Here is a 16653-nt window from a genome sequence, read left to right on the forward strand (position 1 = left end):
CCTTGCAGATCCTCTCCGTCGCCTCCGAGGCCTATCCCCTGATCAAGACCGGCGGGCTCGCCGACGTGGCGGGGGCGCTGCCCCCCGCGCTCGCGCGGCAGGGAATCGGGATGCGCACCCTGCTGCCCGGCTATCCGGCGGTGACGGCGCGGCTCGAGGACGCGCAGGAGGTCCATGCCTGGCGCTCGCTGATCGGCGCCTCGGCGCGGCTCCTCGCCGCGAAGGCGGGCGGGCTCGACCTGATCGTGCTCGACGCGCCGGAGTTCTTCGACCGCCCGGGCAACATCTACCTCGATCCCGAGGGCCGCGACTGGGGCGACAACTGGCGCCGCTTCGCCGCGCTTTCCAAGGCGGCGGCGGAGATCGCCGCCGGGATCCTGCCCGGCTGGCGGCCCGATCTCGTCCACGCCCATGACTGGCAGGCCGGCCTCCTGCCCGCCTACCTGCGCTACTACGCCGTCGACGTGCCCTCGGTGCTGACGATCCACAACCTCGCCTTCCAGGGCCACTACCCGGCGGCGATCTTCGGCGGACTGGAGCTGCCGCCGCAGGCCTTCGCGCTCGACGGGGTCGAGTATTTCGGCGGCGTCGGCTACCTCAAGGCCGGCATCGCCGCGGCGACGGCGGTCACCACGGTCAGCCCGACCTACGCCGACGAGATCCGCACCCCCGCCGAGGGCATGGCGCTCGACGGGCTGCTGCGCTCGCGCTCGGCGGATCTCGTCGGCATCGTCAACGGCATCGACGTCGATGTCTGGAACCCCGAGACCGACCCGGCCCTCGCCGGCGCCTTCTCGGCGCGATCGCCGAAGGGCCGGGCGAAGAACCGCGCGGCGATCGAGGCGACCTTCGGCCTCCACCGCGACGACGCGCCGATCTTCTGCGTGGTCAGCCGGCTGACCGGGCAGAAGGGCATGGACCTGATGGTCGACGCCACCTGGGATCTCGTCGCCGCCGGCGGCAAGCTCGCGGTGCTCGGCTCCGGCGACGCCGGGCTCGAGGGGGCGCTCTTCCGGCTCGCCGGCGAGTTCCCCGGGCGCGTCGGCGTCGTCATCGGCTACGACGAGCCGCTGGCGCACCGGATGCAGGGCGGCGCGGACGCGATCCTGATCCCGTCGCGCTTCGAGCCCTGCGGGCTGACCCAGCTCTACGGCCTGCGTTACGGCTGCGTTCCCGTGGTGAGCCGGGTGGGCGGCCTCGCCGACACGGTGATCGACGCCAACGTGGCGGCGCTCAACGCCGGGGTGGCGACCGGGATCCAGTTCGCGCCGGTGGACGCCGACACGCTGCGCGCCGCGGTGCGCCGGGCGATCGGGCTCTACCGCACGCCGCACTGGGCGGCGATGCAGCGCGCCGGGATGCGCTCGGACGTCTCTTGGGACCGCAGCGCCGCGCTCTATGCCGATCTCTACCGGCGGGTCACGCCGGACGCGAACGAATGAGGGGGAGATGATCCAGACCGTCGCGACGACGCCCTATGCGGACCAGAAGCCCGGAACCTCCGGCTTGCGCAAGAAGGTGCCGCATTTCCAGCAGCCGAACTACGTGCAGAACTTCGTGCAGGCGATCTTCGACAGCCTCGAGGGCTTCGCCGGCAAGACGCTGGTGATCGGCGGCGACGGCCGCTACTTCAACCGCGAGGTGATCCAGATCGCGCTGAAGATGGCGGCCGCCGCCGGCTTCGGCCGGGTGCTGGTCGGCCGGGGCGGCATCCTGTCGACGCCGGCCGCCTCGAACGTGATCCGCAAGAACCGCGCCTTCGGCGGCATCATCCTCTCGGCCAGCCACAACCCGGGCGGGCCGACCGAGGATTTCGGCATCAAGTACAACATCGGCAACGGCGGCCCCGCGCCGGAGCGCATCACCGAGGCGATCTACGCCCGGACGAAGGAGATCGACGAGTATCGCATCGTCGACGCCCCGGATGTCGATCTCGACAAGCTCGGCAGCTTCGATCTGGAGGGGATGAAGGTCGAGGTGATCGACCCGGTCGCCGACTATGCCGAGCTGATGGAGAGCCTCTTCGACTTCGACGCGATCGCGGCGATGTTCCGGGACGGATTCCGCATGTCCTTCGACGCGATGAGCGCGGTGACCGGGCCCTACGCCCAGGCGATCATCGAGACGCGGCTCGGGGCGCCGGTCGGGACGGTGAGGAACGCGACGCCGCTCCCCGACTTCGGCGGGCATCACCCGGACCCGAACCTCGTTCACGCGAAGGAGCTCTACGACGCGATGATGGGGGCGGACGCGCCCGACTTCGGCGCGGCCTCGGACGGGGACGGCGACCGCAACCTGATCATCGGCAAGGGCATCTTCGTCACGCCCTCGGATTCGCTGGCGCTGCTCGCCGCGAACGCGCATCTGGCGCCGGGGTATTCGGGCGGGCTCGCCGGGATCGCGCGGTCGATGCCGACGAGCGGGGCGGCGGACCGGGTGGCGGAGAAGCTCGGCGTCGGGCTCTACGAGACGCCGACGGGGTGGAAGTTCTTCGGCAACCTGCTCGACGCCGGCATGGCGACGATCTGCGGCGAGGAGAGCGCCGGGACCGGCTCGAACCATGTCCGCGAGAAGGACGGGGTCTGGGCCGTGCTCCTGTGGCTGAACGTGCTCGCCGCGCGCAAGGAGCCGGTGAAGGACATCGTGACCAAGCACTGGGCGGAGTACGGGCGCAACTACTACGCCCGGCACGACTACGAGGGCATCGACAGCGACGCGGCGAACGGGCTGGTGGCGGCGCTGCGGGAGAAGCTGAAGGCGCTGCCGGGAACGAAGGTCGGGCCGCTGACCGTCGCCGAGGCCGACGACTTCGCCTACCTCGATCCCGTGGACGGGTCGGAGAGCAAGCACCAGGGCATCCGCATCCTCTTCGAGGGCGGCAGCCGGGTGGTGTTCCGCCTCTCGGGCACCGGCACCTCGGGCGCGACGCTCCGCGTCTACATAGAGCGGTTCGAGCCCGATCCGGCGAAGCACGGGATGGAGACGGCCGAGGCGCTCGCCGACCTGATCGCCGCGGCCGAGACGCTGGCCGGAATCCGGGAGCGCACCGGCCGGGCCGAGCCGGACGTCATCACCTGACGACGCGCAGCTTGCGCGTCAACCTTCCTTGCCAAAGGGTTGACGGAATACGAATTGCTGTTTTCTTCCAACGACTTGACCTCTCTTTCACGCGTGATACCACGGATCCTGCCGTGAGCCGCAGCCCGTTCCGGCCCGCGGCGGACGGCCGCCCCGCAGGCGATCGCCCGGCGAGGCGCGCGTCTTGAGCGGCCCGCAGGGACCGCTCGGGGCGTCGGTCGGGCCGGACGGCGTCACCTTCGCCGTCTGGTCCGGGGCGGCGGAGCGGGTCTGGCTCTGCCTCTACGACGCGGCGGACGCGGAGGTGGCGCGGGTCGTGATGGACCGCGGCGAGGACGCGACGTTCCGCGCCTTCGTCCCAGGGCTCGCCGCTGGCGCGCGCTACGGCTTCCGGGCGGACGGGGACTACGACCCGGCGGCGGGGCTGTGGTTCGATCCGGCGAAGCTGCTCGTCGATCCCTATGCGGCAGCGCTCGACCGCGCCTTCGCCTACCACCCCGCCCTCGCGCGTGGCCGTCGCGACGCGCCCGACACCGCGCCGCTGATGCCCAAGGCGGTCGTCACCCCCCTGCCCCCGCCGGTCGCGCCGCCGCCGCCGGTGTTCCGGCCCGGCGGGTTCGTCTACGAGCTGCCGGTGCGGCCGTTCACCATGCTGCACCCCGACGTGCCCCCGGCGCTGCGCGGCACGGTGGCGGCGCTGGCGCATCCGGCCGTCCTCGACCACCTGACGCGGCTCGGCGTCGATGCGGTGGAGCTGATGCCCGTCACCGCGTGGATCGACGAGCGTCATTTGCCGCCGCTGGGGCTGAGCAACGGCTGGGGCTACAACCCGGTCGCCATGCTGGCGCTCGACCCGCGGCTCTGCCCGGGCGGGATCACGGAGCTGCGCGACACGGTGGCGGCGCTGCGCGCGGCCGGGATCGGGACGATCCTCGACGTGGTCTACAACCACACCGGCGAGAGCGACGTGCTGGGGCCGACGCTCTCGATGCGGGGGCTCGACGCGCGGGCCTATTACTGGCACGCGCCGGACGGGCGGCTGGTCAACGACACCGGCTGCGGCAACACGCTCGCCTGCCAGCATCCGGTGGTGCGGCGGCTGGTCCTCGACGCGCTCCGGCACTTCGTCGGGCAGGCGGGCGTGGACGGCTTCCGCTTCGACCTCGCCCCGGTCCTCGGGCGCACGGCGACCGGGTTCGACCCGCAGGCGCCGCTGCTGACGGAGATGCTGGCCGACCCGCTCCTCGCCGACCGCGTGCTGATCGCCGAGCCCTGGGACGTCGGGCTGGGCGGCTACCAGCTCGGGCGCTTCCCCGAACGCTTCCTCGAATGGAACGACCGCTACCGCGACCGTGTGCGGCGGTTCTGGCGCGGCGACCGCCACATGCTGGGCGAGCTCGCCACCGCCGTCGCCGGATCGAGCGACAGCTTCGCCCCGCCCGCGACCCGCAGCGTCAACTTCGTCGCCGCCCATGACGGCTTCACGCTCGCCGACCTCGTCGCCTGGCGCCACAAGCACAACCTCGCCAACGGCGAGGAGAACCGCGACGGCCACGACGACAACCATTCCTGGAACAACGGCCACGAGGGCCCAACCGAAGACCCCGCGATCTGCGCCGCCCGCGCCCGCGACGTCCGCGCCCTCCTCGGCACGCTCTTCGCCTCGCGGGGCACGATCCAGATCACCGCCGGCGACGAGTTCGGCCGCAGCCAGCGCGGCAACAACAACGCCTACGCCCAGGACAACCCGATGACCTGGCTCGACTGGAACGACCGCGACCGCGCGCTCGAGGCCCACGTCGCCGCCCTCGCCGCCCTGCGCCGCGCCACGCCGGCCCTCTCCGACCCGCGCCTCCTCACCGGCGCGCCCGGGCCCGACGGCGTCCCCGACGTCGTCTGGCTGACGCCCGAGGGCGAGGAAAAGACCACCGCCCACTGGGAGCACCCCGACGCCCCCGTCCTCGCCATGGCGCTCGCCCGCCCCGAAGCCGGGCGGATCGCCGCCATCCTCAACCGCGGCGACGCCGACGTCGACCTCCGCCTGCCGCCGCGCCCAGGCTACGCCTGGCCGCCGGCATCCGCGCCGGCGCGCAGCGTCGTGTTCGTCGAGGAGCGCCCCGACCCTTGAGCCCGACCGGCGAAGGCAATAGCTGAGGCGCGACCGCGAGCCGCCCGGCTCGCCCGGCATCCCGAGCGGAGACCCCATGCACCGCCGCAGCCTCCTCGGTTCGCTGCTCGCCGGCCTCTTCGGCGGCGCCCTGCCCCGCCTCGTCACGCCGGCCCTCGCCCAGGAGACGCCCTTCTCCTTCGACACGGTGATCGCGCGCGCCCGCGCCGCCGCCGCCGCGCCCTTCGCGGAGCCGGGCATGGCCCTGACGGCGCCCTTCGCCGACCTCCCCTACGACGCCTACCGCGGCATCCGCTTCCGCGACGAGGCCCGCGTCTTCGCCGGCGGCGGCTTCCAGATGGACCTGCTGCCGCCCGGCTTCCACTACGACGACCGCGTCGAGATCAGCGTGGTCTCCGCCGGCGCCGCCCGGCCCCTCGCCTTCTCGGCCGACCTCTTCTCCTTCGACCCCGCCTACTTCCCCTGGCCCGACGGCCGCGCCCCCGCCGGCCTCGCGCAGGACCTCGGCTTCTCCGGCTTCCGCCTGCGCCACCCGATCAACCGCCCCGACGTCTGGGACGAGTTCGCGGTCTTCCAGGGCGCGAGCTACTTCCGCGCCGTGGCGCGCGACACGCTCTACGGCCTCTCCGCCCGCGGCCTCGCCATCGGCACCGCCGGACCGGTCCCCGAGGAGTTCCCGCTCTTCCGCAGCTTCTGGATCGAGGAGCCGGCCCCCGGCGCGACCACGCTGAAGCTCTACGCCCTGCTCGACGGCCCCTCGGTCGCCGGCGCCTACGCCTTCGCGATCACCCCGGGCGCCGAGACCGTCATGGAGATCGACGCACGCCTGTTCCCCCGCGTCGACATCAACGCCGCCGGGATCGCACCGCTGACCTCGATGTACTTCTTCGGCCCTGAGAGCCGGCGCGGCATCGACGACTTCCGCGACGCCCTCCACGACAGCTGCGGGCTCTGGATGATCACCGGCGCCGGCGAGCGGCTGTGGCGCCCGCTGCGCAATCCGCAGAAGCTCGAGATCTCCGCCTTCGCCGATGTCGACCCGCAGGCCTTCGGCCTCGTCCAGCGCTTCCGCGACTTCGAGCACTACCAGGACGCCGAGACCCGCTACGAGGAGCGCCCCTCGGCGTGGATCGAGCCCGCTGGCGGCTGGGGCGCCGGACTGGTGACGCTGATCGAGATCCCGACCACCGACGAGACGAACGACAACATCGTGGCGTTCTGGCGGCCGCAGGAGCCGCTGCGCGCCGGGCAGGAGCGCGCCTACGCCTACAGGCTGGTCTGGGCGCCCCTCCCCGACGACGCCCTGCCGCTGGCGCGGGTCGCGGCGACGCGCACCGGGCGGTCGATCATGGCGCCCCACCTCGACCGGGTCTTCGTCGTGGACTTCGACCTCGGTCAGATCGACGTCGCGACGGTCACGCCGAAGCTGGAGGCGACGGCCGGCGTGGCGACGGAGCTGAGCGTCGGGCCGCTGCCGGGCGGCAACCTCGCCCGCGTCAGCTTTCGCTTCGCCCCGAACGGCGCGGCGCAGACGGAGTTCCGCCTGCGCCTGGAGAGCGCCGGTCGCCCGGCCTCGGAGACCTGGCTCTACCGCTGGAGCGCGTAGCCGCCCGGCAGGGAGATCGCCGGCAGCGGCAGCGCGAAGCGCGTGCCGGGGCGGGCGTCGAGCCAGGCGGTGATCAGCGGCGCCGCGAGGAGCGGCAGCGCGATCGGCGCGATCAGCAGCACGTGCCACGGCGTGGCGAGGCCCGGGATCACCGCGGCGATCAGCGCCGCGCCGGCGGCCGGCTCGAGCCAGGGCATGTCGCCCGCCTTCTTCGCGCCCGCCGGCGGCTTCCAGCCGCAATCCTGCCCGGAGACGATCGAGGCGACGGACACCGTCTGCCGCAGCATGATCAGCGGCGCGAGCAGCGTCGAGAGCGCGAGCTCGCGCACCGCGGCGCCGAGGACGATCCGGCGCGCCCAGGCGCCCGGCCGGCGCAGCAGACGGTCGACGACCCCGGCGGCCTTCTGCACGAGGATCAGCGCCATCGCGCCGATGGTCGGCCACAGCATCCCGTCGACCTGATGGGCGAGGATGGCGACGACGACCAGCGCGAGCCAGAGCGGCGCCGCGAGGTAGCCGGCGATGCCGAGCAGCAGGTGCAGGCGGCTGACCGGGTGCAGGCCACGGGCGCGCAGCAGCTGGAGATGCTGCATGTTGCCCTGGCACCAGCGGCGGTCGCGCTTGTGGTAGGCGATCACCGTCTCCGGGCCGCCCTCGGCGCTGCCGACCGAATCGGGGTTGATCTCGATCGCCCAGCCGGCGCGCCGCATCCACGCCGCCTCGACGAAGTCGTGGCTGAGGATGTCGCCGCCGAACGGAGCCTGACCCGGCAGCTTGGGCAGGCCGGCCGCGCCGGAGAAGGCGGCGACGCGAATCAGCGCGTTGTGCCCGTAGTAGTTGCCCTCGGACCCGGACCAGCCGGCGAGCCCGGCGATGAACGGCGCGCCGTAGAGCCGGCCGGCGCGCTGCTGGAGGCGGGCGAAGCGCGACTCGCCCCCCGAGAGACGGATGCCGCTCTGGATCAGGCCGAGGCGCGGCCGCGTCTCCATGCGCCGGATCATCGCGGCGATGCGCCGGGCCGACATCACGCTGTCGGCGTCGAGGGTCAGCATGTAGGCGTAGTGCCCGCCCCACTGGCGCAGCCAGTTCGACAGGTTGCCGACCTTGCGCCCCTCGTTGCCGAGGCGGCGGCGGTAGTAGAGCCGGGGCCGGTCGCCGCAGGCGAGCTCGATCGCCATCCGCTCCTCGGCCGCGATGGCGCGGGGATCGTCCGAATCGGAGAGCAGGAACAGGTCGACATGCGCGCCGAGGCCGCGGTCGGCGAGGTCGCGCATCAGCGCGCGGAGGCGGGCGCCGAGCGCCGGGACGTCCTCGTTGCGCGAGGGAATCAGGATGGCGGTGCGCTTCTCGGGCCGCCAGTCGGCCGGCGGGTCGGCCCGCCGGCGGCGGCGCGCCCAGAAGAGGCCGGCGAAGGCGGTGGCCGCCGCCGCGCCGTTCAGCGCCACGTTGGGGAGGTAGAGCCCGAAGACCAGCGCGTCGCCGGGCTGGATCCCGTCCCGGGCGAGCCCGCTCGCCATCGCCCAGGCGAGGATCCCGACGATCCCGACCGCGATCGCGGCGACGAAGAGGCGCTTCGCCAGGACCCCTGGCGGGCGCGGCAGGGCGCTCTCTCCGGAGGCCGTGTCGATCGGCCGGACCGGCATGGAAAGCGGCGCGAGCGCCGGCGTGAGGGCAGACGCGAGGAGGGACGACGGGGTGCGGAGATTCATCTTTGAACCAGCTGGGTCAGCCCGCGCCCACCGAAGGCCGAGCCCGTTGACATTGTAGGGCGCCGCATGCGCGAATTAAAGATCATCTCGCAGGTGCGAAAGCAGGATAAGCGACATTCAGCCGACGCAGTCGGCTGATATCAGGCGGAAAACGGAGGCCACATTCGGGAGACGATTCCGTCGCGACGCACGAGCCCGTGATAGGACGCAGCCGCAACATGGAGCGCGATCAAGGCTATCAGCGCAAACGCGGCGAACTGGTGAAACTGCGACGCAGCCTCGCTCAGCGCCTTGTCCTTGCCGAGGAGCGGCGGCACGCCGAGGGCGTCGAGCGCCTCCAGCGGGAAGCCCCCCGAAGTGACCCGGACATAGCCGCTCACCGCCATGGCGAGGAGGAGCGCGTAGAGCGCGACATGGGTCGCCTCGGCGACGAGACGCTGCGCCCGCGGCAGCGAGACGGGTAGCGGCGGGGGCGGGTTCGCCACACGCCAGGCGATCCGCAGCAGCACCACGGTCAACACCGCCACGCCGAGTCCCTTGTGAAGGATGAACAGCGGGTCCTGGATGTATCGCGGCACGTCTTGCGTCATGATCAGGCCGACCGGGATCATCACGAGCACCATCAGGACCGTCCCCCAGTGGAAGATGCGCGCGACAACGCCGTAACCCATGGCCTCGTTCCCGGACCCCCGATGCGGGGGAGAAGGGTAGCGGTTTCCCGCCGAAGGGAAAGCCGCGCGTGACGATGATCCTCGCCCCGGCGACGCGCGCCTCGGCCCTGCCCGGGGTGGCGGCGCTCGGGGTGGCGACCGCCGTCGTCGCGGGCAGGCTGCTGCCCCCGGCCGGCGTCGCCGTCGCGCTCGCCGTCTACGCCGTCGCCGGGACGATCGTCGTCGCCGCGGTCGGCCGGCACGCCCTCGCCCGGTTCGGCCTCGGCAACACGGTGACGCTCGTCCGCCTCGCCGGCGCCGCGGTGCTCGCCGGCTTCGTCACGGCCCCCGGGGCGCTCGCCTGGCCGACCGGCTGGCTTGCCGCCGCCGCGGCCGGGGCGCTCCTCGCGCTCGACGGCGTGGACGGCTGGGCGGCGCGGCGGCAGGGCCTCGACACGGCCTTCGGGGCGCGCTTCGACATGGAGACCGACGCGCTGACCATCCTCGTCCTCTCCACGCTGGCGCTCGCCCTCGGCAAGGCGGGGCCGTGGATTCTCGCCCTCGGCGCCATGCGCTACGCCTTCGTCCTCGCCGGCCTCGCGCTGCCCCGCCTCGCCGCGCCGCTTCCTCCCTCCGCCCGCCGCAAGGCGGTCTGCGTGCTCCAGATCGCAGTCCTGTCCCTCCTCCTCGCCCCGCCCCTCGCGCCTCCCGCCTCGGCGGCGCTCGCCGCGCTGGCCCTCGCCGCCCTCGCCTGGTCCTTCGCCGTCGACGTCCGCTTCCTCCTGCGGCGCGCCCGATGAGCCGGCTGCGTGCGTTCGCCGGCGTGGCCCCATCGCAGGCGCTGGCGCGACTCCGTGCCGCCGCGGTCCCCTGCGACCCCGCCCGGTCGCTCGCCCTCGACGCCCGCTTTCTCCTGCGGCGCGCCCCGATGAGCCCGCTGCGCAGGCTCGCCGGCGTGGCCCCGTCGCACGCGCTGGCGCGACCCCGTGCCGCCCCGGTCCCCTGCGACCCCGCCCGGTCGCTCGCCCTCGACGCCCGCTTCCTCCTGCGGCGGCCCCGATGAGCCGGCTGCGCGCGTTCGCCGGCATGGCGCGGTCGCTCGCGATCTATCGCGGCCGGCCCTGGCGCATCGGCGCGCTGGCGCGGTTCTACGCCACGATGGTCCGCCCCGGAGACCTCGCCTTCGACGTCGGCGCCCATGCCGGCAACCGCAGCCACGCGCTGGTCCGCGCCGGCGCCCGCGTCGTGGCGCTGGAGCCGCAGGCGGCGTTCCACGCCTTCCTCGCCCGCGACCTGCCGCCTTCCGTCACGCTCCTGCGCGCCGCCGCCGGACCCGCCCCCGGCGAGGCGACGCTGCGCGTCTCGCGCCTCCACCCCACCCTCGCCTCGATCGCCCCCGGCTTCGCCGAGCGCATGGGCGCCGCCGCCGGCTTCGCCCACGTCGCCTGGGACGCCGAGGAGACCGCCCCCGTCGTCACCCTCGACGCGCTGATCGCCACGCACGGGCTCCCCCGCCTCGTCAAGATCGACGTCGAGGGCTACGAGGCGGAGGTCCTCGCCGGCCTCTCCCGACCGGTCGACTGGCTCTCCTTCGAATACCTGCCCGCCGCCCTCGACCTCGCTTACGCCTGCATCGAGCGCCTCGAGGCGCTGGCGCCGCGCCGCTACAACCTCGTCGTCGGCGAGCGCCTTGCGTTCGCGCTCCCCGCCTGGCTCGACGCAGCCGCCTTCCGCTCCGCGCTCATGGCCGCCGCCCGCGACGGCCGCTCCGGCGACGTCTATGCCCGCGCCTGACCGCCCCCGCCCCGCCGCGCTCCTCGCCGGGGCCGGCGCGCTCTACCTCGCGCTCGCCCTGCCCAACCATCCGGGCGCCGCCACCTGGGGCGCGCTCGCGGTCTTCCCGCTCGAGCTGCCCCTCCTCATCATGGCCCTCGCGCTGGCCAGCGGACGCGCCGCGACCGCGCTCCGCGCCCTGACCGCAGCGGCCCTTACGGCGATGGTCGTCGTCAAGCTCGCCGACCTCGCCGCCCACCTCGCCTTCGGCCGCGCCTCCAACCCGGCCTTCGACCTCCCCCTGCTCGCCGCCGGCTTCCGGCTCGCCCACGGAAGCCTCGGCGCGCCCGCGGCGATCACGCTGGCCGCCGGCCTTGTCGCGGGCATCCTGCTCCTCGCCGCCCTCCTCTGGCGCGCCACCGGCCCGCTCGCGGCGCTCCGCCCGCCGCCCCGGCTCCGCCTGCCCGCGACGCTCGCCGCCGTCGCCGCGCTCGCGCTGGTCGCCGCCGACGCCGCGCCGAAGGCGATCCCGCTCGACCCGCCCGGCGCCGCCTTCACCACCCGCCTCGCCCGCGAGCATCTCGCCGACGCGCTCCGCGCCCGCCGCGACCTCGCCGAGTTCCGCGCCGCCGCGGCACAGGATCCCGCCGCCGCCGCGCCCCCCGACGCCACGCTCGCGGCGCTCGCCGGCCACGACGTCTTCCTGATCTTCGTCGAATCCTACGGCCGCATCGCCCTCGACGCCCCCGAGATCGCCGCGACCGTGGTCCCAACCCTCCGCGACATCGCGGCCGCCCTGCCCGCCCGCGGCCTCGCCGCCCGCTCCGGCTACGTCGCGAGCCCGATCGTCGGCGGCCAGAGCTGGCTCGCCCACGCCACCGCGCTCTCCGGCCTCGCGGTCGACAGCGAGGCCCGCTACCGCGCGCTGACCGCGAGCCCGCGCCGAACCCTCCTCCACCTCGCCGCCGCCGCGGGCTGGCGCACCCTCGGCGTCATGCCGGCGATCACGCTGGCCTGGCCCGAGGGCGCGTGGTTCGGCTACGACCGCGTGCTCGCCTCGGCGGACCTCGGCTACGGCGGCGCCGCCTTCGGCTGGATGGCCATGCCCGACCAGTTCACCCTCGCCGCGCTCGAGCGCGCCGAGCTCGACCGTCCGGGCCGGCCGCCGGTCTTCGCCGAGGTGGCGCTCGTCTCCTCGCACGCGCCCTGGACGCCGGTCCCCCGCCTCGTCCCCTGGGACGCCCTCGGCGACGGCGCGATCTTCGCGGCGCAGGCAAGCGAGGGCCCCTCGCCCGAGGCGGTCTGGCGCGACCCGGCGACCTTGCGCGCGCAATACGGGCGAACCATCGCCTACAGCCTCGGCGCCGTGGGCGGCTTCGCCCTGCGCCGCCCCCCGCCCGCGCCGGTCCTCATCATCCTCGGCGACCACCAGCCGACGCCCCTCCTCACCGGCCCCGGCGCCGGCCGCGACGTGCCCGTCCACGTCATCGGGCCGCCTGACCTGGTGGAGCGCCTCGCCGCCTGGGGCTGGGCCCCGGGGATGATCCCCGACCCCGCCGCCCCGCCGATGGCGATGGCCGACCTGCGCGACCGCCTGCTCGGCGCCTTTACCGAATCTCCCCCGGCGCTAGTGTCTGGCCGATGACAGAGCCCGAGCCGGCGAACCCGCGGTCGTTCGCCCAGCAAGCCGAGACGAGCGACGCGGTCTGGACCGCGCTCCTCGCCCTGCGCGCCGGCGGCGCGGCCGCCCCCGATCCCGGCTGGAGCCCGGCCGAGCGCGCGGCCTGGGACCTCTACCTCCCCCTCGCCACGCCCCGCAGCGGCGCGCCCTGGTGCTTCGCCCAGGTCGGGCAGTCGCTCGACGGCCGCGTCGCCACGGTCTCCGGCGACGCCCGCGCGGTCTCCGGCCCGCAGGGGCTGCGGCACCTGCACCGCTGCCGGGCTCTCGCCGACGCGGTGGTGGTCGGGGTCCGCACCGCCCTCGCCGACGACCCCCGGCTCACCGTCCGCCTCGTCGAGGGGCCGAGCCCGGCGCGCGTCGTCGTCGATCCCCGCGGCCGGCTGCCCGACGAGGCCGCCGCGCTCGCCGAGGACGGCGCGCGCGTGCTGGTCGTCCAGGCGGTCTCGCGCCGCCGGCGGCGCGGCGTCGAGGTGATCGCGCTGCCGGCCCGCGACGGCTGGATCGCCCCCGCGGCGATCCGCGAGGCGCTGGCGGCGCGCGGGCTCGGCCGCTTCCTCGTCGAGGGCGGCGGCGTGACCATCGCCGGCTTCCTCGAGGCCGGGCTCCTCGACCGGCTCCACGTCGCCATCGCGCCGCTCATCATCGGGGCCGGCCCCTCCGGCCTGCGCACCGCGCCGATCGCCCGGCTCTCCGACGCGCTCCGCCCGGAGACCCGCGTCTACGGGCTCGAGACCGACGTCGTCTTCGACTGCGCGCTCGGCGCCGGCAGCGCCAGCATGTCGCGGTGGCCGACCAGCGCCGAGCCCACGCCGCTCGCCGCCCGCGCCCGACCCCACCCGGCCGCGCCGGCGCAGCCCGCCTCGCCCGCCGCCGCGGCCACCCCCGCGACCAGCGCCGCCGCCAGCGGCCCGGGTCCGAGCCGCCACGGGCTGTCCGCCTCGCGCACCACATAGCCGCGCGCCCGGAACGCGGCAGCCAGCCGGTCCGCCGCCCCCGGCCCGAGCGCCGGCCCGCCGAGTCCCTTGTCCCGGCCCTGATGTGCGAGAAAGGCCGCGCGCACCTCGGCATCGCCGGCCAGCGGCGGCGCGAAATCGAGCCGTCCGTCGAAGGTCAGCGCCGCGTAGAGCCCGATCCCGCTTGCCGCCAGCCGCGCCGCCAGCCCGTCGATCCACGCGGCGGAGGCGAGGTCGAGGAGCGCCGAGGCGGTCGCCAGCCGAACGCCCCCGAGCGGCAGCCCGGCAAGCCCGGCGAGATCGGCCCGGACCGCCTCGGCCCCGGGCGTGCGCGCCGCGGCGAGCGACAGGAGCGCGGGGTCGTTGTCGACGAGCCGCCAGCGCCGCCCTGCCGGAAAGGCGCGGGCGAGCGCCCCGGTCCCGCAGCCGAGGTCGAGCGCCAGCCCGTCCCCGAGCCACGCCGCGGCCGCCGCCAGCAGGCCCGGGTCGCGCGCCGCCGCGTCGGCCGGCGCGCGCAGATCGAGCCAGGCGGCGTCGAAGCCCAAGCCTCAGCGCGGCCCGGCGGCGAGCGCGCCCGAGACGATCGCCGCGGTGTCGGCCCAGCGCGGCAGGCCGAGCCCGGCGCGGAACGCCGCCTCCGCGGCCGCGCTGCGACGTGCCGGATCGTCGAGAAGGCCCGCGAGCACCCCGGAGAAGGCCTCCACGTCGCCCGGCGGCGCCAGCCCGCCTGCGGTCGCCGGCACCAGCGCGGCGATCGCGGCGGCGTTGCAGGCCACGACCGGCAGGCCCTGGCTCATCGCCTCGGCAAAGGCCATGCCATAGCCCTCGTATTCCGAGGCGAGCGCGAAGATGTCGGCCTCGGCCATCATCGCCCGCGTGTCCGCGACCGCGCCGACGAGCTCGATCCGCTCGCCGAGCCCCGACGCGGCCGCCTGCGCGGCCAGCGCCGCGGCGCAGGCAGGGTCGAGCGCGGCCGACCCGACGATGCGCGCCCGCCAGGGCCGGTCGGCGATGCGGGCGAGCGCCGCGATCAGCACGTCGTGGCGCTTGCGCGGGATCAGCGAGCCGACCGACAGGATCAGCGGCGGCGCCCCGTCGCCGCGGCTGCGCGGCGCCGGATCGACGCCCGGCGGCGCCACGACGATGCGCTCGAGCCCGATCCCGAAGCCCGCCGCCAGCCGCGCCGCGGTGGCCGGGCTGGTGCAGACGACCGTCTCCGCGCTGGCGAGCGCCGCCCGCTCCGAGGCGACGAGCCCCGCGCGCTCCGCCGCTGTCAGCCCGGCCTCGTCGCCGAGCGGATGATGCACCAGCGCCACCAGCCGCAGCCGCGCCGCAGCCGCGGCGGCCGCCTCGGGCAGCGCCCCCAGCGCCAGCCCGTCGACCAGCAGCGTCGCGCCGGCTGGCGCCTCCGCGAGGCGTCGCTCCGCCTCCGCCCGGGCGGCCGCGCCGGGAAACGGAAACCCGCCCGGCAGCTCGACATGCCGCACGTCCCAGCCGATCTCGCCGAGGCCGGCGATCAGCCGCCGGTCGTAGCCGTAGCCCCCCGTCGGCGTCGCCAGGTCGCCGGGGATGGCGAAATGCGCCACCGGCCGCGTCGCCGCCGCGGCGGCCCGGGCGCGCCCCTCCGAGATCAGCGTCAAAGCGCGTCCTCCCTCCAGGCGCGCGCCACGTGACTCTCGTGCAGCGTCACCCGCAACCGCGCGAGCCGCCGCCCGCCCTCGCCGAGGCCGCCGCTCCGCGCAGCCGCCGCGAGCGCGTCCCAGACATGGCCGCAGAGCGCCTCGGTCGTGGTCAGCCGCCCGGCGAAGACCGGCAGCTCGTCGAGGTTGCGATAGCGCAGCGGCGCCAGCGCCTCGGCCAACGCCTGCGTCGCGAGCCCGATGTCGCAGACGATCCCGTGCGCGTCGAGCGCCTCGGCGAAGAAGGCGGCGTCGACGACGTAGGTCGCGCCGTGCAGCCCCTGGGCCGGCCCGAAAACCGGATCGGGCAGGCTGTGGGCGATCATCACGTGATCGCGGACCTCGACGGCGTACATCGCCTCCCCTTCTCAAAGGTAGCGGACGCGATGGCAGAGGGTCGCCGGGTCGTCAAGGATGCCCGCATAGGCCGCTGGCAGGTCCGTGAACGCCGTCTCGCCCGAGATCAGCGCGTCGAGCGCCGGGTCCGCCGCCAGCGCCAGCGCCGCCTCCAGCCGCCGCCGCGTCGTCCAGCGCGGCGCCCGCCCCGGCGGGACCCGCCCGACCTGGCTCGAGACCAGCCGCAGCCGCCGGGCGTGGAACGCCGCCCCGAGCGGAACCGCCGGGCTGCGGTCGCCGTGCCAGCTCGCCTCGACCACCGTCGCCTCCTCCCCCGCCGCGGCCAGCGCCACCGCGAGCCCCGCCTCCGTCCCGCTCGCGTGGATCACCACGTCGCACTCCGCCGGCGCCGCCTCCGCCGGCGCGAAGCCGCAGCCGAGCCGCGCCGCCAGCCCCGCCCGCGCCGGGTTCACGTCGACGAGCGTCGCCTCCACCCCCGGCATCCGCGCGCAGAGCCATCCGGCGAGCGCGCCGACCACCCCGGCCCCGATCACCACCACCCGGTCGCACGGCCCGACGCCCGCATCCCAGACCACATTGAGCGCCGTCTCCAGGTTCGCCGCCAGCACCGCCCGCCCCGCCGGCGTCGCCCCGGGCAACGGCACGCAGGCCGCAGCCGGCACGGCGAAGCGGTCCTGATGCGGATGCAGCACGAAGACCGTCCGCCCCCGCAGCCCCTCCGGCCCCGCCACCACCCGCCCGACGACCGCGTAGCCATACTTCACCGGAAAGGGAAACGCCCCCGCCTGGAACGGCGCCCGCATCCGCTCGCGCACCCCCTCCGGCACGCCGCCCCGCGCCACCAGCGCCTCCGTGCCCCGGCTGATCCCCCCGAACAGCGCCGCGACCACCGCCTCCCCGACCGGCTCGGGCTCCTCCCGCAACTCCGCCTGCCCCGGCCCCGCCAGCCACAACGCCCGCGCCCCGCTCACAAGGGCGCCCCCCGGCCCCGGGCCACGACGCGGGCCCCCCCGTCCCGACCCGGACCCCGACCAAGGCG

13 protein-coding genes and 1 pseudogene are annotated in these 16653 nt (G+C 75.4%); 8 read left to right on the plus strand and 6 right to left on the minus strand.

Features of this window, described 5'->3' with window-relative positions; translation table 11 throughout:
• Positions 1–2: 2 nt before the first annotated feature.
• From glgA to KBB57_RS14935, 4 genes are all read left to right on the plus strand, one after another.
• Positions 3–1442, plus strand: coding sequence for a glycogen synthase GlgA (gene glgA, locus KBB57_RS14920; RefSeq protein ID WP_290751715.1), 1440 nt, complete (start codon positions 3–5; stop codon positions 1440–1442).
• 7 nt (positions 1443–1449) lie between these two features.
• Positions 1450–3078, plus strand: coding sequence for an alpha-D-glucose phosphate-specific phosphoglucomutase (locus tag KBB57_RS14925; RefSeq protein ID WP_290751717.1), 1629 nt, complete (start codon positions 1450–1452; stop codon positions 3076–3078).
• A 184-nt stretch (positions 3079–3262) separates the two neighbouring features.
• Positions 3263–5206, plus strand: a complete 1944-nt coding sequence (gene glgX, locus KBB57_RS14930) for a glycogen debranching protein GlgX (protein WP_290751720.1) — start codon at positions 3263–3265, stop codon at positions 5204–5206.
• A gap of 76 nt (positions 5207–5282) precedes the next feature.
• The gene (locus tag KBB57_RS14935; RefSeq protein WP_290751723.1) at positions 5283–6812 is read left to right on the plus strand and encodes a glucan biosynthesis protein; all 1530 of its coding nucleotides are present in this window, start codon (positions 5283–5285) and stop codon (positions 6810–6812) included.
• Here KBB57_RS14935 and mdoH read toward each other — a convergent pair.
• Together mdoH and KBB57_RS14945 are read right to left on the minus strand one after the other, a co-directional pair.
• Entirely contained in the window at positions 6794–8521 is a 1728-nt protein-coding gene (mdoH, locus tag KBB57_RS14940; protein ID WP_290751725.1) for a glucans biosynthesis glucosyltransferase MdoH, read from the minus strand. The genes KBB57_RS14935 and mdoH overlap by 19 nt on opposite strands.
• Before the next feature lie 140 nt (positions 8522–8661).
• Positions 8662–9192, minus strand: coding sequence for a cytochrome b/b6 domain-containing protein (locus KBB57_RS14945; RefSeq protein ID WP_290751727.1), 531 nt, complete (start codon positions 9190–9192; stop codon positions 8662–8664).
• A gap of 74 nt (positions 9193–9266) precedes the next feature.
• Between KBB57_RS14945 and KBB57_RS14950 the strand changes: the two genes are divergently transcribed.
• From KBB57_RS14950 to KBB57_RS14965, 4 genes and pseudogenes are all read left to right on the plus strand, one after another.
• Positions 9267–9971 carry a CDP-alcohol phosphatidyltransferase family protein gene (locus KBB57_RS14950; RefSeq protein ID WP_290751742.1) on the plus strand — a complete coding sequence of 235 codons (705 nt, stop codon included), beginning with the start codon at positions 9267–9269 and terminating at the stop codon, positions 9969–9971.
• A gap of 259 nt (positions 9972–10230) precedes the next feature.
• Complete coding sequence (locus KBB57_RS14955) at positions 10231–10965, plus strand: FkbM family methyltransferase (protein ID WP_290751730.1); 735 nt, start codon at positions 10231–10233, stop codon at positions 10963–10965.
• Positions 10952–12589 (plus strand): sulfatase, encoded by a 1638-nt coding sequence (locus KBB57_RS14960; protein WP_290751732.1) that lies wholly within the window; start codon positions 10952–10954, stop codon positions 12587–12589. The genes KBB57_RS14955 and KBB57_RS14960 overlap by 14 nt, the downstream gene beginning before the upstream one ends.
• Positions 12586–13272 (plus strand): annotated as a pseudogene (locus tag KBB57_RS14965) (RibD family protein); the annotation flags it as partial. The gene KBB57_RS14960 and the pseudogene KBB57_RS14965, both read left to right, overlap by 4 nt.
• A 71-nt stretch (positions 13273–13343) precedes the next feature.
• On the opposite strand, the gene KBB57_RS20145 reads toward KBB57_RS14965, so the two are convergent.
• From KBB57_RS20145 to KBB57_RS14980, 4 genes are all read right to left on the minus strand, one after another.
• Positions 13344–14123, minus strand: a complete 780-nt coding sequence (locus KBB57_RS20145; protein WP_367272705.1) for a trans-aconitate 2-methyltransferase — start codon at positions 14121–14123, stop codon at positions 13344–13346.
• Between the two features lie 3 nt (positions 14124–14126).
• Positions 14127–15218: a glycosyltransferase family 4 protein gene (locus KBB57_RS14970; protein WP_290751736.1), complete on the minus strand. Its 1092-nt coding sequence runs from the start codon at positions 15216–15218 to the stop codon at positions 14127–14129.
• A complete protein-coding gene (locus tag KBB57_RS14975) occupies positions 15215–15613 on the minus strand; it encodes a 6-carboxytetrahydropterin synthase (protein ID WP_290751738.1) in 399 nt (132 codons plus the stop codon). The genes KBB57_RS14970 and KBB57_RS14975 overlap by 4 nt, the downstream gene beginning before the upstream one ends.
• Positions 15614–15625: 12 nt before the next feature.
• Positions 15626–16653, minus strand: a 1028-nt coding sequence (locus KBB57_RS14980; protein WP_367272706.1) for a zinc-binding alcohol dehydrogenase, incomplete at its 5' end; no start/stop codon positions are given.

The organism is Amaricoccus sp. (assembly GCF_017993425.1).
Taxonomy (GTDB): Bacteria; Pseudomonadota; Alphaproteobacteria; order Rhodobacterales; family Rhodobacteraceae; genus Amaricoccus.

Coding starts and splice junctions, on each gene's coding strand:
- KBB57_RS14925 (WP_290751717.1), top strand. CDS start 1,450: ATGATCCAGACCGTCGCGACGACGCCCTATGCGGACCAGAAGCCCGGA.
- KBB57_RS14960 (WP_290751732.1), top strand. CDS start 10,952: ATGCCCGCGCCTGACCGCCCCCGCCCCGCCGCGCTCCTCGCCGGGGCC.
- KBB57_RS14955 (WP_290751730.1), top strand. CDS start 10,231: ATGAGCCGGCTGCGCGCGTTCGCCGGCATGGCGCGGTCGCTCGCGATC.
- mdoH (WP_290751725.1), bottom strand. CDS start 8,521: ATGAATCTCCGCACCCCGTCGTCCCTCCTCGCGTCTGCCCTCACGCCG.
- KBB57_RS14950 (WP_290751742.1), top strand. CDS start 9,267: ATGATCCTCGCCCCGGCGACGCGCGCCTCGGCCCTGCCCGGGGTGGCG.
- KBB57_RS14975 (WP_290751738.1), bottom strand. CDS start 15,613: ATGTACGCCGTCGAGGTCCGCGATCACGTGATGATCGCCCACAGCCTG.
- KBB57_RS14935 (WP_290751723.1), top strand. CDS start 5,283: ATGCACCGCCGCAGCCTCCTCGGTTCGCTGCTCGCCGGCCTCTTCGGC.
- KBB57_RS14945 (WP_290751727.1), bottom strand. CDS start 9,192: ATGGGTTACGGCGTTGTCGCGCGCATCTTCCACTGGGGGACGGTCCTG.